The following is a 21,591-nucleotide window of genomic DNA, read 5'->3' as shown; positions in this document are numbered from 1 at the left end:
GTCAACTTCATCTTAAATAATTTGTCACTTTTAGTACTCACCACATGTTGAGTGTTGAACCAAAAGAAACAGGTTAAACTTTTCACCTGGAAATACCAGTTGTTATGCTTTTTTGGTCGGATGAGGCATATGCTCGTCAATGTGCGATAGAGGAATGGTCGGATTATAAGCCGTCAGCGATACCTTTAGAAGAGTTTATGAATAGTTGGCTAAATGGAATGGATGAAGATGGTTTGTTAGTTGGTGTTAATTGGAATGCAAAACTAATTGGATTAGAAGTCGAACCAAATGTTTTGTATAAAGAGTTAAAAGAAACAATTAACAAATAACTTCTTATAGAACTAAAAGGTGCGTTCCTGTTCTGTAATAAGCAGGATAATGGAGGATGCTATATAAAAAAGATGGTGATTTTTATGGATTGGAAAGAAGTCAAAGATAGTAAAGATATTGAAAACCTCTTAAAGTTATTTGGAGGATTTCATGATAGTTGTTTAAAGGAATTATATATGTGGACTGAAAGTTATGTTGATGAAGATTTATCGATGGGTATGTCAACAGAACTTGATACTAATGTAAGAATCCTCTTCCAAAGACAGTTTTGTAACCCTTCTGCGATAGAAATACTTTTTGAAGGTGTAACCCAATTTCACATTGTTCCAAGTCCGATAAATTATGATTCAATCATTTATGAAGCAAAAATAATATTGCACAATGGTCTATTTTATTGGGTTGATGACTATGAATGGGAACCTGATGGTGTTACTCATGGTGCTGAAAATTGGATTTCTTCGAAGAGTCTTAAGTGGCGTGATGTTAGTTCATGGATGGGAAAGCAAAATAGATATGGTGTTTTAATTCAAGACTAAAAGGTGCTTAATTGAAATGAGACAACCTTTTTCGTATCTTATCGTTTTGAAGCGCACGGGACACAGGTAAGATCTTTCTTGTTCGGAAGAAAGGTTTCTCCGATTGAATAAATTCCTTTATTTTTAGCCTATATTGTGAATGATTTGTATCCATTGAATACACCTAATAAATAAAGTCCCAGTCCGACTCCATGTTATGTGGTCGGACTGGGACTTGTTTGTGGTATTTAAACAGTCGGCTCCGCTTTTCGTGTTGTCCAGCTACAGGCGCTATTGGCTCGAGGTCAAAAGCCAAGCTGTCCAAAAGGTTAAAGAGCAACCTTTCAACCAGCTCGTCTTTTGCTTGTCGCCGATGAACAAGCGCCTTCCGCTTTTCCTTAAGCAGCAGGCATTGGCGTTGGGGTTGGTTCGGCATAGCCGTCGTTGTATTTGTTGTCAATGTAGTCGCGGATTTCTTTTAAGGATTTGCCTTCTTGGTGCATGAGGACAGATTCGGCTGCGATTTCAAGGCAGACGCCGCATCTTGTGCCGTGGTCGTCCCATACGACTTTTTCTTCATTGATCTCAGCTACGAAGCAGTTTAAGTTGCTTTTGTGATCAGCTGATTCGCCGCAGCCGCAATAGCATGGCATGGATTCTAGTACTTCTGGGTTTTTGGCTGCTGCTAGATAAATGGTTTGCATTTGATCATCTTTATCTTGTAAGAATTTTGGCATTTCATCAACGGAAGTGGTTTCTTCTTGGAGGTCGCCGTTTGGCTGGGTATGCATATGATCCGAATGGGATTCAGACTCAGTGGCTCTTTGGCCTTCACTTTCTTCATTACTAGCAGAAGAGCAGCCGGCGATTAGCAAAAGCAAACTACTGAGAACGACAAAGTAAGTGAATACTCGCATTGTAAAACTCCTTTTCTGTATAATGGTTTATTATACATGAACCATATGAGTGAAACCAATGGTAGTTTTAGAGCATGTGATTCTTTTTACAAAATAAGAATATGCTATAATGTGAGTACTTTTATACAGCGGGGTGAGGAAGTTGAAGAAAGCATGGCTTCTTGTCGTTGCTTTCGTATGTAGTTTATCTGCCTGTTCTGGACAAGAGAAAGAGGTAGAGGTAGTTCCGAAAGATTTACGCGTAGTGTCTGTAGGAGATTCCTTAACCGAGGGAATAGGAGATAGTACGAAAACAGGGGGCTATATCCCTTATTTACAAGATAATTTAGTTCAGTTGGAAGAAGTAAAGAGTGCGACATTTACGAATTATGGAGTCAAGGGGAATCGTACGGATCAGCTTCTTGAACGGTTAGATGAGCAGAAAGTGAAAGAGTCGATTAAGAAGGCAGATTTTGTGATTATTACTATTGGCGGAAATGATATTATGAAAGTATTTAAAGAAAATTTCGGCGAGTTGAAGGTGAAACAATTTGAACAAGAGAGAAAGGATTATGAAAAGCGATTAAATGACATTATTGTAAAGGTGCGGCAAAGTAATCAAGAGGCGGGCATTGTATTAGTTGGTCTATATAATCCGTTTATGGAAATGCTTGATGATGTAGAAGAAGTGGAAGAGATTTTGCAGGATTGGAATGAAACTAGTAAACAAACGATAGAAAAGTATGATCGAACGACCTTTGTTCCTGTTGAAGATCTGTTTACCAATTCGAAAGAGGATTTGTTTTATGACGATCAATTTCACCCGAATGATCGGGGGTATGAGTTGATTGGAGAGCGGATTTTTGACACAATTAAAGGGGAAGAGTTAGAAGAATTAACGAATCAGAAAATTATGTATGTAAAAGAGGAAAAAAGATGAGAAATGTTTGGAAATATGCGTTTATCGGAGTGTTAGCGGTGAACTTATTGGTGTTGATCGCTATTGGTGTGATATTGTTCTCTCCTATGAAAGACGATGCGATACCGACATCCACTCCACTAGAAGGTGCGGTTGAGTTTCAAATGACGTCGAATAAAGAAGATTTAAATAGGCTGATACAATCCTATATTGAGGAAGAAGCAAAAAATAGTCCAATAGAATTGAATATGTACTTGAAAGATGAAGTCATTATGTATGGAAAAATACCTGTGTTTTCAAGTGACGTGGATTATAAGCTCACGTTTGAACCGAAAGCATTAGAAAACGGGGACATTATGTTAAAGCAAAAAGAACTGAAGGTTGGGCAAGTGAATCTTCCTGTTTCTTATGTGATGAATGCGGCTAAAAATGCCTACCCATTCCCAGACTGGGTGAAATTTATGCCAAACGATCAAATGATCTACCTTTCGTTGAATGATTTAGAATTAGAAAACGGTATGAAAGTGCGTGCTGATCAATTTAATTTGAAAAAAGATGATATTCAATTTACATTCATGCTTCTAGGAGAAGAACCACAAACTAACGCCGCTCAAAAGTAATCGAATGGATGTTTTCATCTTTACATCTGCTATTATTTTGATGATAAAAGGAGGAGAATAAGTGCGAAAATCGTTTTTTCATTATTTAATGAAGTATCGGGAGGAACCTCCACGCGATGATATAGCTGATTTTGCCAATCATGCGTTTAAGGATCACAGCTTTCCAAAGGGGGAAGCAAACTATGATGAATTAAGTCGATATTTAGAGCTTAATGGGTTGTATTTACGGAGCATGTCCATCTTTGATGAAGCGTGGGAAAGATACATCGAGGAAGAAAAAGATTAAAAAATGAAACCTTTTGCTTTTTGTGTACGTATGATTAGGTAGCGAAAAAATTATTAGGGGGAATTTTCGATGTCATTTTTTAATAAAGTACTAGCAAGTTTTGGTGTAGGCGGAGCGAGAGTTGATACGAAGTTGGAGCGATCAGAATATACGGCTGGAGAGATGATGCGCGGGAAGGTTGAAATTTATGGCGGTAACGTTCCTCAAGAAATCGATTCGATTTACTTAAAGGTAAATACAACGTACACGCGTGAAACGGATGATCGTAAGTATACAGATTATGCTTCAGTAACAAAGCAGAAGCTGAATGAGCCTTTTACGATCGGAGCAGGGGAAATGAAAGTGATTCCATTTGAACTGGAATTGCCTATGGATACGCCGATCACTTATGGTACGACTCGCGTATGGGTCGAGACGGGGTTAGATATTAAAAATGCGGTCGACCCAGAAGATAAAGACTACATAGAAGTTCGCCCAACTTTGCTTGCGACTAAGATCTTAGAACAAATTGAGTCGCTTGGTTTCCGTTTGCGTAAAGTTGAGTGTGAACAAGCTTCTCTAAAAATTTCTAGTCACTATCCGTTCGTACAAGAATTTGAATTTGCACCAACAGCAGGGGCATTCCGTGGTCGACTTGATGAGCTTGAACTGATGTTTATTTCGCAAACAGAGCAATCTGCTCGTCTATTAATTGAAGTCGATCGCAAAGCGAGAGGGCTAGGTGGTTTTCTTGCGGAGGCGCTTGAAATGGATGAAAGCCATATCAATGTTCACATTACGGCTCAAGATGTACCGCGACTAAAAGAGAAGTTAACAGAAATCATTTCTGCTCACATGTAACGATTGCAACTGCTATATAAAAAGATTACAATGAATGATGCAATAGCTATCCTACTGGAGGTTTGATTATGAGCATTCACATTGGAGCAAAGGAAAACGAAATTGCTGAAACAGTCCTTTTACCAGGAGACCCTTTACGAGCAAAGTATATTGCTGAAACATTTTTAGACAATCCTGTTTGTTATAACGAGGTACGTAATATGTTCGGCTATACAGGTACTTATAAAGGAAAAAGAGTATCTGTCCAAGGTACTGGAATGGGTGTTCCATCCATCTCTATTTACATCAATGAATTAATGCAAAGCTACAATGTCCAGAACTTAATTCGAGTAGGCACGTGCGGAGCGATTCAAAAAGATGTGAACGTGCGTGACGTCATTTTAGCGATGAGCGCGTCGACGGATTCGCAAATGAACCGATTCACATTTAATGGCATCGATTATGCGCCGACAGCAAACTGGGATTTATTGAAGAAGGCCTATGATGCTGGTACAGAAAAAGGCCTTCATTTAAAAGTAGGTAACGTATTTACCGCAGATATGTTTTATAATGACAATGCTGAGCATCAAAAGTGGGCCGATTACGGCATTTTAGCGATTGAAATGGAAACGTCCGCTCTTTACACGCTTGCAGCGAAATTTGGCCGCAAAGCGCTTTCCGTACTAACTGTCAGTGATCATATTATTACGGGAGAAGAGACGACAGCGGAAGAACGGCAAACGACGTTTAATGAGATGATTGAAGTAGCTTTAGAAGCTGCTATTCAAGAATGATCATAGGGAGGCCAGCCAAGCATAGAAAAGGCTGGCTTTCCTGTGTCAAATGAGATAATGGGGAAATAAGGTGAACTACATGAAGAAAACAGGATTATTATTGTCTGCTGTATTATTACTTGGCGGATGTCAGTCAGCAGACGAAGAGAAGAAAGCAGAGAAAGAAAAAACTGAAGCGGTCAAAGAAGAGAAAGCAGAGAAAAAAGTCAATCAACCATCAGGGCCACAGCTGGAAGCGGCTTTTTTCAATGAAGTGAAGCAAGTGGATGGAAAAGCAGTGATTGCGAATCCAGAGAATGTGATGGCTTTAGTGAATAAGGAATTCGCTTTACCAGGAGACTATAAACCGGCCGATTTAGTTCGTCCAAATGTTCCTTTTTCTTTTGGGAATCAAGATATTGAAAAAAGCTATATGAGAAAAGAAGCAGCTGAAGCGATGGAAGAGATGTTCCAAGCAGCCGAGGCAGACGGCATTCATTTATTTGCTGTTTCCGGGTATCGTTCCTATGAGCGACAGCAACAAATTTTGGCGAATCAAATCGCCAAAGTGGGGGAAGAGAAAGCATTAGAAGCAGTGGCTCCACCGGGTTCTAGTGAGCATCAAACAGGTTTAACGATGGACATTTCAGCAGAAAGTGTTCAATTCGACCTTGTTCAATCGTTTGAAACGACACCGGAAGGCCAATGGTTAGAAAAAAATGCTCATCAATTTGGCTTCATTTTACGTTATCCGAAAAACAAAGAAGATATTACACATTATATGTATGAGCCATGGCATTTTCGTTATGTCGGAAAAGATGCGGCGAAAGACATCTTTGAAAATGACTGGACACTAGAAGAATATTTCAACAACGTAGAGAAAATTTAATATATCCATCATGCTTAGCTACGATCGATGACAAAGGAGTGGCTAAGCATTTTTTTCTTGACTAATATACCATACATGGGTATAGTATAAAACAAGAGGTGAAAATTATGGAAAACGAACCGCATCGCACAGTGTCTCATCGAAGTGAGCAACAGAAGAAGCAGCTATTAAATCGGTTAAATCGAATTGAAGGCCAAGTTCGTGGAATTCAAAAAATGATTGATGAAGATCGTTATTGTGTAGATATTCTTGTACAAATTACCGCCATTCAGTCGGCGTTAAAAAATGTTGGGATGCAAGTGTTGGAAAATCATACCCACCATTGCGTAGCAAATGCCATTCAATCGGGTGAAGGGAAGGAGGCCATCGACGAATTGATGAAGGTATTTAACCAATTTAGTCGAACATAATCAACAGGTTGACGAAAGAAGGGAATAGGAATGAGTCAACAACACATCAATTTGAAAATATCCGGCATGACATGTGCCGCTTGCTCCACCAGAATTGAAAAAGTATTGAACAAAATGGATGGAGTAGAGGCAAATGTGAATTTAACGATGGAAACCGCGTCTATTACGATCGATAATGAGCAAGTGTCACCGAAGGACCTTGCGGAAAAGATTGAAAAGATGGGCTATGGTGTACGCACAGAAAAAATAGAGCTAGATGTGTTTGGGATGACGTGTGCCGCTTGTTCCACTAGAATTGAAAAAGTGCTCAATAAAATGGATGGAGTCAAAACGGCGGTCGTGAATTTAACCGCGGAAACGGCTTCTGTCGAATTTGAGTCAGGTGTCACTTCTGTAGAGGGGATTGTCGAGAGGATTGAAAAGCTCGGCTATGAAGCGAAAGAAAAGCAAGGGCAACAAGAAAAAGTAGCATATAAAGAAGAGGAATATGAAGCGAAAAAACGAAAGCTTCTCGTTTCTGCTTTGTTATCATTGCCGCTTCTTTATACGATGTTTGCCCATTTGCCATTCGATCTGAATGTGCCTGTGCCTCATGTTCTCATGAATCCATGGGTGCAGCTCCTATTAGCGACGCCGGTTCAGTTTATCATCGGCTGGTCATTTTATGAAGGGGCTTATAAAGCTCTTCGCAATCGAAGTGCTAATATGGATGTGTTAGTAGCACTTGGGACATCAGCTGCTTATTTTTACAGTCTCTTTGAAGCCATTCGCACGATCGGAACAAGTGAACAACCGCATTTATATTTTGAAACGAGTGCGGTATTAATTACACTCATTTTATTCGGCAAGCTGCTTGAAGCAAGAGCGAAGGGGCGGACGACCGAAGCGATCTCTTCTCTTTTGAATTTACAAGCGAAATATGCAACAGTAGTAAAAAATGGGCAAGAAGTGAAGCTGCCAGTTGATCAAGTGGTGCCCGGTGATATATTAGTCGTGAAACCAGGAGAGAAAATTCCGGTTGACGGTGTGATTCAATCTGGAACGACCAGTGTCGATGAATCCATGATTACCGGAGAATCCATTCCTGTTGAAAAAGCCATCGGTGATGCAGTCATTGGTGCAACGATCAATAAAAATGGTTCGTTAACAGTGAAAGCTGTCAAAGTAGGAGAAGAGACCGCCCTATCTGGTATTATTCGTGCGGTGGAACAAGCGCAAGGAAGCAAAGCGCCGATCCAACGTGTAGCCGATCAAGTATCTGGAATATTTGTTCCGATTGTTGTTGTGATTGCTCTTTTCACTTTTCTTGTGTGGATCACATTCGTCGATCGCGGCAATACGGCGGCGGCCCTTGAGGCGGCGATTGCTGTATTAGTTATTGCTTGTCCTTGTGCATTGGGTCTTGCCACGCCCACATCGATTATGGTTGGTTCAGGAAAAGGAGCCGAAAATGGGATTTTATTTAAAGGCGGAGAGCATTTAGAAAACGCCCAGCGCTTAAACGCCATCATCCTCGATAAAACAGGTACGATCACTAAAGGGAAGCCTGAAGTGACCGATTTTGAAGCGATCGATGATGAAGTTCTATCGCTGTTAGCGTCAGCGGAAAAAAATTCGGAACATCCTTTAGCGGAAGCGATTGTTCGTTATGCCGAGGAAAAAGGAATTCAATGGACGGCTCCCACCGCGTTCGAAGCGATTCCTGGTCATGGGATTCAAGCAGAAATCGCTGGAAAAAAAGTGCTCGTCGGCTCGCGAAAATGGATGAAGGAAAACGGTGTGGATTTCAGTCCATATAAAGAGAAAGTGCTCCAGCTAGAGGAGCAAGGGAAAACGGCGATGTTAATCTCTGTCGATCAACGCTTAAGTGGTCTTATTGCCGTAGCAGATACGATTAAAGAAACAGCGAAACAAGCGATCGATCACTTAGTAAGCCAAGGCATCACTGTTTATATGCTGACAGGAGACAACAGTCGAACAGCGAAAGCGATTGGCCGAGAAGTGGGGATTCAAGAGGAGCATATTTTCGCTGAAGTTTTGCCGCAAGATAAGGCAAATAAGGTGGAAGAGCTACAAGCGAAAGGGTTCGTTGTTGGCATGGTGGGCGATGGGATTAATGATGCTCCGGCATTAGCTTTGGCCGATGTGGGGATGGCGATTGGCACAGGAACAGATGTGGCGATTGAGGCAGCGGACATTACATTGCTTGGCGGCGATTTATTGCTCATTCCAAAAGCAATCAAGCTCAGCAAAGAAACCATCAAAAACATTCGCCAAAATTTATTTTGGGCATTGATTTACAATGGAGTCGGTGTTCCTGTTGCGGCGCTCGGTTTACTCGCTCCTTGGGTAGCGGGGGCGGCGATGGCATTTAGCTCCGTCTCAGTTGTAACCAATTCCCTAAGGTTAAAACGAGTTAAAGTTTAGGCTTTTCTAAACAACGATGTTGATTTCGACTATTTTTGACTCATTCGTGCAAAATGGCCATTTTGCACGCTTTCAGCAGATGCTGAAAGTGAATGGAATGAAAAAAACGTTGAGAAAATGCATTTTCTCTTTAGTTTTCTTTTCATTCCATTCAAATGAGTCAAAAATCAATATGATAATTTAACACAGTTAAAATTAAAAATTGGAGGAAAAGAACATGGAACAAATCACTTTACAAGTAAAAGGAATGACTTGCGGACATTGCGAGAAAGCAGTGAAATCAGCATTATTAGAAGTAGAAGGTGTGAAAGAAGTAGCCGTTGATTTACCAAGTGGTTCTGTAGCGGTTGAATTCGATCATGAAAAAGCAACGGTGACTCAAATGAAAGCCGCTGTAGAAGACCAAGGATACGATGTAGAATAAGTGAAAAAACTTCCCATTCCATGAAATGGGGAGTTTTTTCTTTTTTATTAATTGAAAAACTGTTAGAATGGAAGAGTTGAAAAATAACTGTACTACAGGATGGAAAGCGGTGAGCAACATGGAAGAAAATAAATCCGAACAGTCTGGTGACAAGCAAACCCATTATATTCGGTTGAAGAAGTTTCATTTCGTTATGCTTGTATTCTTTCTCGTCTTTGTCTCAGCAGCTATTACCACGATTGCTCTAGCTTTCGGCGATGAAAAAGCAGCGGAAGTGGGCGTGACGCCTCGTAATGAGTTTGCCAAGTTATATGAAGCGTATGACAAGTTACAAAGTAACTATTACAAAGACTTAGATGAGGATCAGCTCATAAATGGTGCGATTAATGGTATGTTGGACTCCCTAGATGATCCGTACTCAGATTATATGGATCAAAAGGAAGCAAAGAGCTTCAATGAAAGTGTTTCAGCTTCCTTTGAAGGAATTGGTGCTGAAATCAGAGAAGAAGACGGAGCGATTATGATTGTTTCTCCAATTAAAGGATCGCCAGCTGAGAAAGCCGGCATTAAACCGAATGATAAAGTTCTTTCGGTAGATGGCAAGAGCGTGGAAGGCATGGGGGCCTCTGAAGCAGTCATGCTGATTCGTGGCGAAAAAGGAACAAAAGTAAAATTGGAAATTCAGCGTGCAGGAACACCGAAACCAATCGAAATGACGATTGTACGCGATGAGATTCCAGTTGAAACCGTTTATGCGAAAATGGATGATCATAAAGTAGCTCATATTCAAATTACGAGCTTTTCAGATCATACGGCAAAAGAATTGGAAAAAGCTATAGAAGATATGAAAGCACAAGGCATGAAATCCATGATTCTTGACTTGAGACAAAATCCTGGAGGGTTATTGGATCAAGCGATAGAAATCACAAATATGTTTGTACCAGAAGGCAAAGTGTTATTCCAGGTGGAAGATCATACAGGAAAACGCGAGAAGTTTGTGTCTGACAACAAGCCAAAAGTTGACCTTCCTGTCGCTGTGCTTGTCGACAGTGGAAGTGCAAGTGCCTCTGAAATATTTGCAGCTGCTATGAAAGAGTCAGCAGGTATTCCAATCATTGGCGAGAAAACATTTGGTAAAGGAACCGTTCAAACATCAGCAGAATTCGAGGACGGCTCTAATCTGAAGTTTACAACGGCGAAATGGTTAACACCAAATGGTAACTGGATTCATAAAAAAGGTATCACACCTGATGTAACGATTGAATTACCGGATTATGCGAATTTAACTTTCTTAAATCCAGATCAACCATTGAAGCTGGATCAATTATCAGATGAAGTGAAAAATGCTGAGAAGATGTTAGAGGCGATTGGCATCAACCCTGGAAAAGTGGACGGCTTATTTGATAAAGAGACAGAGGCGGCTGTGAAGCAATTCCAAACTAGAATGGGTCTTGAAGCAACAGGTATCATTGAAGGAAAAACATCACTCGAACTCATGGCTAAGCTAAGAGAGAAAATTGAACAAAATGATACACAAAAACAAAAAGCCATCGAGATTTTAACGAAGCAGAAGGTTCCAACTGCTTCCTAATGCAAAAAAAGGCTGTTTTAAAGAGGACATACTCTCTTTAAAAACAGCCTTTTCTTTTGATTAACTACATAAAAAAGGGTGGGCTGTATGAAAAAACAAGTATATGTGCTGTCAGGATTTTTAGGAAGCGGCAAAACGACGCTATTAAAGCAGCTATTGCAGCATTTAAAGTCAAACGATCGTCGGCCAGCCGTCCTAATGAATGAACTAGGAGATATTTCGATTGATTCCGATGAGGTTGATGAGGAAACGCCATTAAAAGAGCTTCTAAACGGCTGCATTTGCTGTACGATTCAAGATAAGCTAGAAGCTCAATTACAGGAGCTATTGTTAACAGAAGAATTCGATGACTTAATTATTGAAACGACGGGAGCCGCTCATCCGGTAGAAGCGATTGATGCAATCATGTCTCCTCTTTTTGCTGAAAAGTTAGAATGGAAAGGGATTATTACGATTGTTGATTGCCTTGCATGGAAAAACCGGACCCATTTGTCACCAGCTGTGCTTCAGCTTATGTATGAACAAATTAAGCATGCCGACTTATTAGTTATTAATAAAATTGATCTGGTGTCTGAAATGGATCAAGGCATGATTGCTTACGATATTCAACAAATCAATGCGAATGCACCGATTTGCTTAACGACCAATGCTCGTATTTCGATGAAACAACTGAATGACATGAACATGTCTCATAAAGGCGAAAGAACGTCTGTTCACGCTCATCATCATTTGCATTTGACGGTCTTTAGCCATACCTTTCATGGAAGTGTTGATATCGAAGCATTTGAACAATGGCTGCGAGGGACGAGTGAACAACTTTACCGGATGAAGGGGTATGTACCTGTCCGCAATAGGCAATACCCGATGTTGTTTCAATATTCCTATGGCATGCCTTTATGGATGCCGGAAGAGATGAATATGCCGAACAATCTTGTCATCATTGGTGAAGGCTTACATCAAGAGACGATGATCTCCGAGCTAAAGGCGTTGGAAAAATAGGGATACATTTGAGAGTTTATCCTTGCTTTATATACCCCTTGTAGTATAAAATAACATTCGGAAAGGGGTTGCTACTATGTTTACCATGTTTATGTTGCTATTATTAGTATTCATCTTGATCGGGATTTCTTATAGATATTGGCCTGTTTCAGTGGAGAAAATTCAATTAGACGAGGTAGAGTCTTATCCGATTATTGATGTAAGAGATTATCAGGAGGCCAATCAAGTACCTGTACAAGAAGCGATCCAAATGCCTTGTGGGTATATTCCTCGCTACGCCGCTGATTTAAATGAAAAAATCGTTTATATCGCTGCTGGTAATACTGTGGAGCGTAACTTTGCCGTTAGACTTCTGAAAAGATTTGGCATTGAAGTCAAAGGCTGTATTTGTATGAAAAGTTCCTGCTAATTTTGTTGTGTCTTTGTAACAATTGTTACATTAGTCGAGTGGCCGTTCAGCTGATACAGAAAATATTTACGCCAATTTTTTAATAGAGTGCTATAGTTTAAACAATACTTGAATTTCCTTACAATAAAGGGAATCTATCTTAAACGCTGATATGATCAAGTGTCATCCAACCTTATACGGAAAAAACTAAAAGCCAGTTGATCTCAAATGAGACAGCTGGCTTTCTTGCCTCCATTTTCCTCTATTATGACAACAAAATCATGTTACGATGTTCTTGTCAAATCAAACAACCAGGAGGAAAACAAACAATGAATAAAAAAGTAATCGTATCATTAGCTACATCATTCACCCTTTTGGCTGCCCCATTTGCAACAAAGTCAGAAGCAGCTACTAATAACACACAAGTAGCAAATCAATCGTCATGTCAATCTCAAACATATATCTATTCTCAAAATGGATGGAAGCAGATACAAGGCAAGGAAAACGTAGAGCAATTTTTGAAGCAATTCGGCAACAACGGCCAAAAGCCTCAATACAAGCCACAGCCGCAACCAAAGCCGACGCCGCAACCGAAGCCAGAAGAAAAACCAGCACCACAACCAAAACCACCTGTTGATACGAATGCTTCTGCATTAAAAGCTTTCGAGCAGCAAGTAGTTACTTTAACGAATAAAGAGCGTGCGAAAGCAGGTTTGCCAGCTTTACAGATTGATAGTCAATTAAGTAAAGTCGCTCGCAAAAAGTCGGAAGATATGGCAGCTAACAACTATTTTTCTCATACAAGCCCAACGTATGGTTCTCCATTTGATATGATGAAGCAATTTGGTATCAGCTATCGTTCAGCTGGAGAAAACATCGCTAAAGGTCAACGTACACCGGAAGAAGTAGTGAAAGCATGGATGAACAGCCCAGGCCATAAAGCCAATATTTTAAACAAAGATTACACACATATTGGCGTTGGTTATGTAGAAAATGGTTCTATTTGGACACAACAATTTATTAAAAAGTAATCGATGAAACACCGTGCTTGCCACGGTGTTTTTTCTATTTAGCTACTAATATTTGCATAATGAGGTCAGGATGCTTACTATGATAGTATAACTTACTATTAATGGAGAGGATGTCATGAGGACAAAGACAGCGCTTATTACAGGCGGCTCGCGCGGAATTGGCAAAAGGACAGCTATGGCTTTAGCGGAGAATGGGCTGAATCTCGTTATTAACTACCGTTCTAGCGGAAACGAGGCGGTTCAACTTGCTGAACAACTCTCAACAGATTATTCAATACAGGCCGTTGCGATTCAAGGCGATATTTCGAAAAAAGAGGATTGTGATCATCTGATTGAACAGGCATCGCAGCAATTTAATGGCATTGATATTTTCATTCATAATGCAGGTCCTTACGTAAAAGAGAGAAAGACACTGGATGAGTATACGTGGGAAGAGTGGGCATATATGATGAACGGTAATTTAAACAGCGTATTTTATTTAACGAAGCTCACTCTTCCATTTATGCGGGAGAATGGCTGGGGACGCATTGTGACGTTCGGCTTCGATCGCGTGGAAACAGCTCCAGGCTGGATTTATCGCTCAGCGTTTGCTGCCGCCAAAACAGGTCTTGCTTCTTTAACAAGAACGATCGCGATTGAAGAAGCGAAACATGGGATTACCGCGAACATGGTTTGTCCTGGAGATATCATTGGGAAATGGAAAGAGATGAATATCGCAGAGGCCGCTGTTGAAACGGACGCATTTGCCCCAGTAGGTCGTCATGGAACCGGAGAAGACCTCGCTCGCGTGGTTAGTTTTCTCGTATCCGAGCCATCCAGCTTTATTACCGGCAGCATTATTCCCGTCACAGGCGGACAAGATGTATTAGGAAAAGTATTTCAGTTGAAATCAGAATAAGCGTAAAACTAGGCTCTGTGGGGGCCTAGTTTTTTTGACGTTGTCTGCTTTTCGGTTGAAATAAAGCTATATATTTACATTAAATTTACTTTACAAGCAAGAAAGAGAGGAGTAATATAATATCATTCTTATATGCTTAATCCGCATGGAGCGGGGGAACCATCGCAGATTGATTTCTGCAGGGGTGAAGCCAGAGTAATCTGGCCGGGCTACCTTCCAGTCCGAATCCGACAGCTAACCTCGTCAGCAACAGGAAGGCTTCTGGAACCATTGGCAGAGGCTAATGGTTTTTTGTTGTGGTTTTGGGAAATGTAGAAATGTCTGTAAATATTGTAGAAAAGAAGGATGTTATGATGAAAAGTGTGAAAATTTCGCCATCGACTTTGCTTGTGTCCGTATATGGGCTGTTTATCGTGTTAGGGGCTTGTTTATTAAAGCTGCCTATATCAACGACTGCGCCCATTCGTTGGGTGGATGCTTTATTCACTTCCGCTTCAGCTATGACAGTGACAGGCTTAGGAGTGGTGGACACAGGGACTCATTTTACCAAGGTCGGTCAGTTGATTATTATGGGCCTTATTCAAGTAGGTGGATTAGGAATTATGTCATTTGGCGTTTTGATCTTTATCATGCTTGGGAAAAAAATTGGTTTAAAGCAACGTCTGGCCATGCAGGAAATTCTAAATCAAGTACATGTCGGTGGAGTTATTCGACTAGTCAAATATTTATTTATTTTTTCTTTAACCATCGAATCGATCGCTGCGGTTATTTTAGCAATAAAATGGGTACCGGAGCTTGGGTGGAAGGATGGGTTGTTTTCTTCTTTTTTCCATGCGGTATCCGCTTTTAACAACGCTGGCTTTGCCTTATGGCCTGACAATCTATCGAGGTATGTAGGAAGTCCGCTCGTGAATCTGACCATTACGTCATTGATCATTTTAGGAGGAATTGGCTTTACGGTGATCATTGATGTGTGGGAAAAACGGAGCTGGAAAAAGCTTTCCTTGCATACGAAAGTCATGTTATCCGCAACTTTTTGTATTAATATTATTGGGTTATTGTTCTTTTTCTTCTTAGAGTCCGGCAATGTTAAGACGATTGGGGCAATGCCGCTATCTGATCAGCTTTGGGCCTCTTACTTCCAATCGGTTACGACTAGAACAGCTGGATTTAATACCGTTGATTTAAGCGGGTTAGAAAACTCTACAGCCTTCTTTATGATGATTTTAATGTTTATCGGTGCAGGGAGTGGTTCAACAGGAGGAGGGATTAAGCTCACAACGTTTGTGATTATGTTAGTGACGATGCTGACATATGTAAAAGGGAAAAAAGATATCCATATGTTTGAGCGAACGTTGCGTTCCGATCATCTTCTTCGCGTGCTGTCGATTACGATGGTGAGCACATTTGTCGTTGTTGCGGGCGTGTTAATCATTAACATAACGGAGCCCCTTCCATTTTTACCATTAATGTTTGAAGTAGTGTCCGCCTTTGGCACAGTTGGTCTATCTATGGGAATTACGGCGTCATTATCGACCATTGGTAAGCTGGTCATTATTGCCATTATGATTACAGGGAAGGTAGGACCGCTCTCGTTAGTTTATATTCTAGCTCGTAAGCAGGATCAAAAATTTAAATATCCAACGGAAGATATTTTAACAGGTTGACATAGAAAACCACGCCTTAACTCACGGCGTGGTTTGTTTTTGTTGCTTTGAATTTTTTCTTTTGAATAAAAAGAAGTCGAGCGGAAAGGGTAAATGCTCCAGCGGTTAATCCAGAAATTAACCCGATCCAGTAGCCGAATGCGGCAAGTTCGGTTTCATTCGCTAAGTAGTATCCAAATGGGAGGCCGATCACCCAATAGCTAATCATCGTCATTAAAAAGGTGATATTGACATCTTTATAGCCGCGCAATGCTCCTTGAACCGGTGCTTGAATCGCATCAGATAATTGAAATAAAGCGGCAAAGAGCAGAAATTGGCTCGCAAGATGAAGTACTTCCGCTTGCGAAGTATAAATACCGGCGATTTGTTCCCGAAATAAAAATAATAGAATCGTCGCCATGAAGGATACACAAACGGTGATGGCCACTCCAAGCCAGCTATACATTTTCGCATCTTTCCATCGTTTCGCTCCAATCTCAAAGCCAACAACAATCGTTAAACTCATCGACATACTGAGTGGAACCATATAAAGCATCGATGAAAAGTTGAGAGCGATTTGATGGGCGGCAATCACATTGGTGCTGTATTCACTCATGAACAATGTCACTGCTGAGAAAATACTTGTTTCAAAAAAGATTGATAACCCAATCGGAACACCCATCAATAAAATTTCTTTCCATTTAGGAAAAGAGATTGGTGGAAACGAACGGAAGATATTATAGGAAGAAAATGGTCGTTCCCGGTGGATAATCCATGCCGCAATGAAAGCGATGATCCAATAGGTAAGTGCGGAAGCATATCCCGCTCCGACCCCTCCAAAAGCAGGAAGTCCCCATTTCCCGAAAATGAGTACATAGTTAAAAAGCACATTTAACGGCAAGGCGATTAAGGTAATGAACATCGACGTTCTCGTCATGCCGAGGGCGTCGATAAAACAGCGCAAGACGGTAAAGACAAAGACAGGAATGATGCCAAAAGCGAGCGCTGTCACATATCCTTTGGCGATATGCTGCACATTTTCTTCGAGCTTCATGGCGTCTAACACCGGATCAAGGGCCACACTGCCAATTGCAAACACAATCACGGCCAGTGCAATCGACGCATAGATTCCTTGCATCACTGAAAAAGGGACTTCTTCTTTTTTCTCCGCTCCCACAAGTTGAGCAACGATCGGAGTGATCGCCAGTAAAATGCCGCTTAACCCAGTAAATACGGGCACCCAAAGGGAGGAACCAATCGCTACACCGGCAATATCATCCGCCGAGTAACGGCTCGACATCATAATATCGAAAAAGTTCATTGAGACCATTCCAAGTTGGGTAATTAAGATCGGAAGCATAATATAAAAAAGCTGCTTCAGCTTTTCTTTTTTCGTAAAAGTTTGTTTCATCCTATTCTTCCTTTCACCTGCATTTGGCAGAATGAAAGAATTATAACATATTTTGATGCAAGAAAGGGTGTTGTTAAAAAATCAACACGGCACTTTAAGATAGCCTTAGTCATTAGAGACGGAATCGGACGATAATCCATAAAAGAATAATTGAATCAATTCCTCAGTAAACTGGGCCAGATCATCGCGAGAGAAGTGATCATAAGTCAACTTGTCGCTCGCTTGTTTCCATGTATCTAAATAGAATAAAATAGCTCGAATGGATATATTTGGGTTGATTTCATTTCTTGCTTGGGCTTGTTGAAGCATCTCGATAAATAAGGGCATGATTTCATGTTGATAGATGGACTCGACAAATTGCTGGAGCTCATGGTCATTTGCTAACAATTGTTGAAAGTTAGCTGGTTCGATATCTTGAATAGCTGATTTTTTTTGAAAAATGACCCCTTCTATTTTTTCTTTTAAAGGAAGTTCACTTGTAAACATGTCTTTAAATTGCTGTAGTTGTTTCATCATATATTCTTTCATTACTTCACGTATTAGCAATTCCTTGCTTTCGAAATAATTGTAGATGGTCACTTGGGAGACGCGAGCAAGCTGGGCAATTTCTTTAATTGTTATCTCTTTTGCTGTGTTCGTTTTCAATAAAGTATAAGTTGCTTCTTTAATTTGCTGTTTTTTCATTTCCGTTCGTTTATTAAAACCGTTCAAGGGGATCACCTAACTTTTATTCATTTTCTTTTATTATGCCATGTTTTGAAATATAAAAGAATAAATAATTCAAAAAATCATTGTATTGAGGAAAAGAATGACATACAATAATAATGAAATATTTTGTTATTATTATTTCAAAACTTATTGGAGGTGGGCAAGGTGATCGATATCAATGGATTGACGAAACAGTTTTCAAATGGGCGAGGGGTATTTGATCTTTCTTTTTCCATAGCAGAAGGAGAGGCCTTTGGTTTTCTCGGTCCGAATGGGGCAGGTAAGTCAACGACAATCCGTTTATTAATGGGGTTTATTCAAGCGGATCGTGGAAAGGCAACGATTCAACAGCTAGACTGCTGGCAAGAGGCAGCGGCCATTCAAGCATTCACCGGCTATTTACCAGGAGAGATTGCTTTTATTGAAGGGATGACGGGTCGTGAGTTTCTCCAATTATTAGCAGATATGCGCGGGATGAAAGACCATTCTTTCAAAAATGAGCTGATTGAGCGGCTGCAATTTGATCCAGATACACCGATTCGAAAAATGTCTAAGGGGATGAAGCAAAAAGTCGCCATTACCGCCACTTTTATGCATCGGCCATCTGTCATTATTTTAGATGAACCGACGTCAGGGCTGGATCCTCTCATGCAACAACTATTTATTAACCTTGTCAATGAAGAGAAGAAAAGGGGAACGACTTTTTTATTTTCTTCTCATAGCTTTCAAGAGATTGAACGGACGTGTGATCGAGCAGCGATCATTAAGGACGGTCATCTAGTAGCGGAAAATGATGTGCATCAATGGCAAACTTTGCAGCGGAAAGTCATTGAAATTACAGTGGCGAACGAAGCGGAAGCCACCCGACTTCATCAAGTGTTGAAGGGAGAACGGACGGGTGAAAATCGAGTTCAAGTGACAGTGAAAGGCGATTTTGATTCGCTTATTCATACTCTTTCTGACTATCATGTGTTGAATCTTGATATGCATGCACAAAGCTTAGAGGATATTTTTATGGACTATTATGATCGAAGAGGTGAACGTTCATGAGTGGTGCACTTTATAAAAAGATGATGAAGGTTCATGCGAAAGCGATATTCAGTTACGGGATCGGAACGACTCTTTATTTATTGCTTATTATTAGTGTGTATCCTTCCATTTCAGGTACAGAGCTGGATCAGCTTCTTGAACAAATGCCACAAGGGGTGATCGATGCGTTTAACTTAGATCAAGGAATGGGGACACTGCTTGATTTCATTAGCGCAGAATTTTACGGTTTAGTGTTTGTGATTATTTTATCGATTTATTGCATCATGATGGCTTCTCAATTAGTGGCCCGATTAGTCGACCGCGGGGCGATCGCTTATTTGCTGTCGATGCCGGTATCAAGAGCAGCGATTGCCAGAACACAAATGTTTGTATTGTTATCAGGGCTTGTGATCATTATTGGCTGTACGATGCTTGGTGGAATCATCGGAGCAACTCTTTTTATTAAGGATGAATCATTTGCATTTGGAGATTTTGCGAAATTGAACTTGATTGCTTTATTGTTCTTTTATGTGATTAGCGGAATCGCTTTTCTGTTTTCAGCTATTGTGAATGATGAGAAGAAAGCTTTAGCTTATTCAGCTAGTTTGATTTTGCTTTTCTATGTGCTAGATGTAGCGGCAAAGATTAGTGAGGAGTTAGATTGGCTTCAATATGCAACGATTTTTACGGTGTTTAATCCAGTCGAGATCATCAACAATCCCGATTATGCTTTCGGTTGGGTTGTATTTGGGCTTGTGACAGCGGGGACTATACTATTTGCTGTCGCCATTCGCATCTTTACGAAAAAAGATTTAAGTGTATAACCATCGGAAACCCCTTCAGCGGGATGCTGAAGGGGTTAAGAGAATATGTTTAACAAGGCTTTTATTTTGTTAAAAGGATAATATATAAGTATTTAATTATTTACGAATATATTGTGATATACTATAGTAAATAAGAATTCACTTATATAAAGGAGGGCTTATGGACATTCAACTGATAGAAAAGCAATTAAAAGCATTAGCAGATATCAACCGGCTAAAATTGGTCGCTTGTTTAAAACATGGGGAAGTTTGCGTCTGTGAATTTGTCGATGTATTAAAGATTTCTCAACCAGCTGTCAGTCAACATTTACGTAAATTAAAAGAGGCAGACATTATTACAGAGCGTAAAGTGGGTACTTGGAAACACTATCGATTAGTCGATGGATTAACACCTATAGTACAAACTGTTGTCGATGAACTTGAGGCAATCTCTATTTGCCAATGCAATAAGGAGGGATCGTCATGTTCATCCTAGCTAGTTTGATTTTTATTACAACATTAATTTTCGTGATTTGGCAACCAAAAGGATTAAATATCGGTTGGTCTGCTTGTACAGGGGCGCTGGTCGCCTTACTTGTAGGTGTAGTCGATGTTGGGGATGTCCTTGATGTGGTCGATATTACATGGAATGCAACCCTTAGCTTTATCGCTATCATCATCATTTCACTGATTTTAGATGAAATCGGATTATTTGAATGGGCTGCGCTCCATATGGCACGCCTTGCAAAAGGGCATGGCATTAAAATGTTTGTCTATGTGAGTATACTTGGCGCAGTTGTAGCTGCCCTATTTGCCAATGACGGAGCAGCACTTATTTTAACGCCGATTGTACTGGCAATGGTGCGCAATTTACAGTTTGAAGAGAAAATGATTTTCCCGTTCATTATGGCAAGTGGCTTTATTGCAGATACGACAAGTTTACCGTTTGTCGTAAGTAACCTAGTGAACATCGTATCTGCGGACTTCTTTGACATTGGTTTTGTTGAATATGCGGTACATATGATCTTGCCAAATATGTTCTCTTTACTAGCGACGATTACAGTACTTCTCTTATACTTCCGAAAATCCATTCCACGTACTTATGATCTATCAATGCTGAAAGAACCGAAAGAAGCGATTAAGGATCAGAGGATGTTTCGTTTGTCATGGGGTGTTTTACTTGTATTAGTGATCGGTTATTTCTCAAGTGAATGGACGAACATTCCCGTATCGTTTGTCGCGGGGGGCATTGCGTTGCTCTTCTTACTGATGGCGAGAAAAAGTGCTGCGGTAAACACGGCGGCAGTGGTTAAAGGAGCACCATGGAATATCGTATTCTTCTCCATTGGGATGTACGTTGTTGTGTACGGATTAGGAAATGCAGGCTTAACAGAAGCACTGGCTTCGGTCATTGAAGCGACAGCGGAACAAGGCTTGTTTATCGCAACGGTCTCAATGGGCTTTATTGCAGCGTTCTTATCATCTGTCATGAACAATATGCCGACCGTTATGATAGATGCGCTTGCCATTGCAGAAACGAATACATCTGGTGTGTTACGTGAAGCACTCGTTTATGCAAACGTCATTGGTTCAGATTTAGGACCAAAAATTACGCCAATCGGTTCACTTGCGACACTTGTATGGCTACACGTCTTAAGTCAAAAAGGTGTGAAAATTTCTTGGGGAACTTACTTTAAGACAGGGATTGTTTTAACGATTCCGATTCTATTTATCACGCTCATTGGCTTGTATCTCACATTAATCATCAGTTAAAAGGAG

24 protein-coding genes and 1 riboswitch are annotated in these 21,591 nt (G+C 40.4%); of the genes, 21 read left to right on the top strand and 3 right to left on the bottom strand.

Going from position 1 to position 21,591, the window contains the following annotated elements; translation table 11 throughout:
- The first annotated feature begins 104 nt into the window (after window positions 1–104).
- A complete protein-coding gene (locus tag WDJ61_RS10580; protein ID WP_338749485.1) occupies window positions 105–329 on the top strand; it encodes a DUF2750 domain-containing protein in 225 nt (74 codons plus the stop codon).
- 84 nt (window positions 330–413) lie between these two features.
- Complete coding sequence (locus WDJ61_RS10575; RefSeq protein WP_338749483.1) at window positions 414–866, top strand: hypothetical protein; 453 nt, start codon at window positions 414–416, stop codon at window positions 864–866.
- A gap of 377 nt (window positions 867–1,243) precedes the next feature.
- Here WDJ61_RS10575 and WDJ61_RS10570 read toward each other — a convergent pair whose 3' ends face one another.
- Complete coding sequence (locus WDJ61_RS10570; protein WP_338749481.1) at window positions 1,244–1,762, bottom strand: PCYCGC motif-containing (lipo)protein; 519 nt, start codon at window positions 1,760–1,762, stop codon at window positions 1,244–1,246.
- Window positions 1,763–1,895: 133 nt separating this feature from the next.
- Between WDJ61_RS10570 and WDJ61_RS10565 the strand changes: the two genes are divergently transcribed.
- The 15 genes from WDJ61_RS10565 (at window position 1,896) to WDJ61_RS10495 (ending at window position 15,882) form a co-directional block, all read left to right on the top strand.
- A complete protein-coding gene (locus WDJ61_RS10565; protein ID WP_338749479.1) occupies window positions 1,896–2,681 on the top strand; it encodes an SGNH/GDSL hydrolase family protein in 786 nt (261 codons plus the stop codon).
- Entirely contained in the window at window positions 2,678–3,280 is a 603-nt protein-coding gene (locus WDJ61_RS10560; RefSeq protein ID WP_338749477.1) for a YpmS family protein, read from the top strand. The genes WDJ61_RS10565 and WDJ61_RS10560 overlap by 4 nt, the downstream gene beginning before the upstream one ends.
- A gap of 61 nt (window positions 3,281–3,341) precedes the next feature.
- Entirely contained in the window at window positions 3,342–3,566 is a 225-nt protein-coding gene (locus WDJ61_RS10555; RefSeq protein WP_338749475.1) for a YozE family protein, read from the top strand.
- Window positions 3,567–3,635: 69 nt separating this feature from the next.
- The gene (locus WDJ61_RS10550; protein ID WP_338749473.1) at window positions 3,636–4,406 is read left to right on the top strand and encodes a sporulation protein; all 771 of its coding nucleotides are present in this window, start codon (window positions 3,636–3,638) and stop codon (window positions 4,404–4,406) included.
- A 68-nt stretch (window positions 4,407–4,474) separates the two neighbouring features.
- On the top strand, window positions 4,475–5,179 hold the full coding sequence (deoD, locus tag WDJ61_RS10545; RefSeq protein WP_338749471.1) for a purine-nucleoside phosphorylase: 705 nt from the start codon (window positions 4,475–4,477) through the stop codon (window positions 5,177–5,179).
- A gap of 79 nt (window positions 5,180–5,258) precedes the next feature.
- A complete protein-coding gene (locus WDJ61_RS10540) occupies window positions 5,259–6,047 on the top strand; it encodes a M15 family metallopeptidase (protein WP_338754766.1) in 789 nt (262 codons plus the stop codon).
- 107 nt (window positions 6,048–6,154) lie between these two features.
- Window positions 6,155–6,457: a metal-sensing transcriptional repressor gene (locus WDJ61_RS10535; protein ID WP_338749469.1), complete on the top strand. Its 303-nt coding sequence runs from the start codon at window positions 6,155–6,157 to the stop codon at window positions 6,455–6,457.
- Between the two features lie 30 nt (window positions 6,458–6,487).
- Complete coding sequence (locus tag WDJ61_RS10530) at window positions 6,488–8,884, top strand: heavy metal translocating P-type ATPase (RefSeq protein ID WP_338749467.1); 2,397 nt, start codon at window positions 6,488–6,490, stop codon at window positions 8,882–8,884.
- A gap of 217 nt (window positions 8,885–9,101) precedes the next feature.
- Window positions 9,102–9,308 carry a copper chaperone CopZ gene (copZ, locus tag WDJ61_RS10525; protein WP_338749465.1) on the top strand — a complete coding sequence of 69 codons (207 nt, stop codon included), beginning with the start codon at window positions 9,102–9,104 and terminating at the stop codon, window positions 9,306–9,308.
- Window positions 9,309–9,426: 118 nt separating this feature from the next.
- Window positions 9,427–10,899 carry a S41 family peptidase gene (locus WDJ61_RS10520; protein ID WP_338754765.1) on the top strand — a complete coding sequence of 491 codons (1,473 nt, stop codon included), beginning with the start codon at window positions 9,427–9,429 and terminating at the stop codon, window positions 10,897–10,899.
- Between the two features lie 87 nt (window positions 10,900–10,986).
- The gene (locus WDJ61_RS10515) at window positions 10,987–11,898 is read left to right on the top strand and encodes a GTP-binding protein (protein WP_338749463.1); all 912 of its coding nucleotides are present in this window, start codon (window positions 10,987–10,989) and stop codon (window positions 11,896–11,898) included.
- Window positions 11,899–11,974: 76 nt separating this feature from the next.
- On the top strand, window positions 11,975–12,307 hold the full coding sequence (locus tag WDJ61_RS10510) for a hypothetical protein (RefSeq protein WP_338749461.1): 333 nt from the start codon (window positions 11,975–11,977) through the stop codon (window positions 12,305–12,307).
- 308 nt (window positions 12,308–12,615) lie between these two features.
- Window positions 12,616–13,317 carry a CAP domain-containing protein gene (locus WDJ61_RS10505; RefSeq protein ID WP_338749459.1) on the top strand — a complete coding sequence of 234 codons (702 nt, stop codon included), beginning with the start codon at window positions 12,616–12,618 and terminating at the stop codon, window positions 13,315–13,317.
- Between the two features lie 115 nt (window positions 13,318–13,432).
- A complete protein-coding gene (locus tag WDJ61_RS10500) occupies window positions 13,433–14,215 on the top strand; it encodes an SDR family oxidoreductase (RefSeq protein ID WP_338749457.1) in 783 nt (260 codons plus the stop codon).
- A gap of 123 nt (window positions 14,216–14,338) precedes the next feature.
- Window positions 14,339–14,477: riboswitch (cyclic di-AMP (ydaO/yuaA leader) on the top strand.
- Between the two features lie 55 nt (window positions 14,478–14,532).
- Window positions 14,533–15,882, top strand: a complete 1,350-nt coding sequence (locus WDJ61_RS10495; protein ID WP_338749455.1) for a TrkH family potassium uptake protein — start codon at window positions 14,533–14,535, stop codon at window positions 15,880–15,882.
- Window positions 15,883–15,898: 16 nt separating this feature from the next.
- On the opposite strand, the gene WDJ61_RS10490 is transcribed toward WDJ61_RS10495, so the two are convergent.
- A complete protein-coding gene (locus tag WDJ61_RS10490; protein WP_338749453.1) occupies window positions 15,899–17,272 on the bottom strand; it encodes an MATE family efflux transporter in 1,374 nt (457 codons plus the stop codon).
- A 105-nt stretch (window positions 17,273–17,377) separates the two neighbouring features.
- On the bottom strand, window positions 17,378–17,983 hold the full coding sequence (locus WDJ61_RS10485) for a TetR/AcrR family transcriptional regulator (RefSeq protein ID WP_338749451.1): 606 nt from the start codon (window positions 17,981–17,983) through the stop codon (window positions 17,378–17,380).
- Window positions 17,984–18,145: 162 nt separating this feature from the next.
- Here WDJ61_RS10485 and WDJ61_RS10480 point away from each other — a divergent pair, with 162 nt between their 5' ends.
- The 4 genes from WDJ61_RS10480 to WDJ61_RS10465 all read left to right on the top strand — a co-directional run bounded on the left by WDJ61_RS10480 (window position 18,146) and on the right by WDJ61_RS10465 (window position 21,585).
- Window positions 18,146–19,030: an ABC transporter ATP-binding protein gene (locus WDJ61_RS10480; RefSeq protein ID WP_338749449.1), complete on the top strand. Its 885-nt coding sequence runs from the start codon at window positions 18,146–18,148 to the stop codon at window positions 19,028–19,030.
- Window positions 19,027–19,833 carry an ABC transporter permease subunit gene (locus WDJ61_RS10475; RefSeq protein ID WP_338749447.1) on the top strand — a complete coding sequence of 269 codons (807 nt, stop codon included), beginning with the start codon at window positions 19,027–19,029 and terminating at the stop codon, window positions 19,831–19,833. The genes WDJ61_RS10480 and WDJ61_RS10475 overlap by 4 nt, the downstream gene beginning before the upstream one ends.
- 160 nt (window positions 19,834–19,993) lie before the next feature.
- Window positions 19,994–20,308: a metalloregulator ArsR/SmtB family transcription factor gene (locus WDJ61_RS10470; protein WP_338749445.1), complete on the top strand. Its 315-nt coding sequence runs from the start codon at window positions 19,994–19,996 to the stop codon at window positions 20,306–20,308.
- Complete coding sequence (locus WDJ61_RS10465; protein WP_413789007.1) at window positions 20,296–21,585, top strand: arsenic transporter; 1,290 nt, start codon at window positions 20,296–20,298, stop codon at window positions 21,583–21,585. Before WDJ61_RS10470 ends, WDJ61_RS10465 begins: the two co-directional genes overlap by 13 nt.
- Window positions 21,586–21,591 lie beyond the last annotated feature (6 nt).

The sequence above is a fragment of the Bacillus sp. FJAT-52991 genome, from assembly GCF_037201805.1.
Taxonomy (GTDB): domain Bacteria; phylum Bacillota; class Bacilli; order Bacillales; family Domibacillaceae; genus Bacillus_CE; species Bacillus_CE kandeliae.
Note: the sequence above shows the minus strand (reverse complement) of the source record. Positions and strands in the feature narration are given on the sequence as shown.

What these genes read in the sequence shown, in the direction of transcription:
- WDJ61_RS10580 (WP_338749485.1), top strand. Translation starts at nt 105, where the DNA reads ATGCTTTTTTGGTCGGATGAGGCATATGCTCGTCAATGTGCGATAGAG.
- WDJ61_RS10575 (WP_338749483.1), top strand. Translation starts at nt 414, where the DNA reads ATGGATTGGAAAGAAGTCAAAGATAGTAAAGATATTGAAAACCTCTTA.
- WDJ61_RS10570 (WP_338749481.1), bottom strand. Translation starts at nt 1,762, where the DNA reads ATGCGAGTATTCACTTACTTTGTCGTTCTCAGTAGTTTGCTTTTGCTA.
- WDJ61_RS10560 (WP_338749477.1), top strand. Translation starts at nt 2,678, where the DNA reads ATGAGAAATGTTTGGAAATATGCGTTTATCGGAGTGTTAGCGGTGAAC.
- WDJ61_RS10550 (WP_338749473.1), top strand. Translation starts at nt 3,636, where the DNA reads ATGTCATTTTTTAATAAAGTACTAGCAAGTTTTGGTGTAGGCGGAGCG.
- deoD (WP_338749471.1), top strand. Translation starts at nt 4,475, where the DNA reads ATGAGCATTCACATTGGAGCAAAGGAAAACGAAATTGCTGAAACAGTC.
- WDJ61_RS10540 (WP_338754766.1), top strand. Translation starts at nt 5,259, where the DNA reads ATGAAGAAAACAGGATTATTATTGTCTGCTGTATTATTACTTGGCGGA.
- WDJ61_RS10535 (WP_338749469.1), top strand. Translation starts at nt 6,155, where the DNA reads ATGGAAAACGAACCGCATCGCACAGTGTCTCATCGAAGTGAGCAACAG.
- WDJ61_RS10530 (WP_338749467.1), top strand. Translation starts at nt 6,488, where the DNA reads ATGAGTCAACAACACATCAATTTGAAAATATCCGGCATGACATGTGCC.
- copZ (WP_338749465.1), top strand. Translation starts at nt 9,102, where the DNA reads ATGGAACAAATCACTTTACAAGTAAAAGGAATGACTTGCGGACATTGC.
- WDJ61_RS10520 (WP_338754765.1), top strand. Translation starts at nt 9,427, where the DNA reads ATGGAAGAAAATAAATCCGAACAGTCTGGTGACAAGCAAACCCATTAT.
- WDJ61_RS10515 (WP_338749463.1), top strand. Translation starts at nt 10,987, where the DNA reads ATGAAAAAACAAGTATATGTGCTGTCAGGATTTTTAGGAAGCGGCAAA.
- WDJ61_RS10510 (WP_338749461.1), top strand. Translation starts at nt 11,975, where the DNA reads ATGTTTACCATGTTTATGTTGCTATTATTAGTATTCATCTTGATCGGG.
- WDJ61_RS10505 (WP_338749459.1), top strand. Translation starts at nt 12,616, where the DNA reads ATGAATAAAAAAGTAATCGTATCATTAGCTACATCATTCACCCTTTTG.
- WDJ61_RS10500 (WP_338749457.1), top strand. Translation starts at nt 13,433, where the DNA reads ATGAGGACAAAGACAGCGCTTATTACAGGCGGCTCGCGCGGAATTGGC.
- WDJ61_RS10495 (WP_338749455.1), top strand. Translation starts at nt 14,533, where the DNA reads ATGTCTGTAAATATTGTAGAAAAGAAGGATGTTATGATGAAAAGTGTG.
- WDJ61_RS10490 (WP_338749453.1), bottom strand. Translation starts at nt 17,272, where the DNA reads ATGAAACAAACTTTTACGAAAAAAGAAAAGCTGAAGCAGCTTTTTTAT.
- WDJ61_RS10475 (WP_338749447.1), top strand. Translation starts at nt 19,027, where the DNA reads ATGAGTGGTGCACTTTATAAAAAGATGATGAAGGTTCATGCGAAAGCG.
- WDJ61_RS10470 (WP_338749445.1), top strand. Translation starts at nt 19,994, where the DNA reads ATGGACATTCAACTGATAGAAAAGCAATTAAAAGCATTAGCAGATATC.
- WDJ61_RS10465 (WP_413789007.1), top strand. Translation starts at nt 20,296, where the DNA reads ATGTTCATCCTAGCTAGTTTGATTTTTATTACAACATTAATTTTCGTG.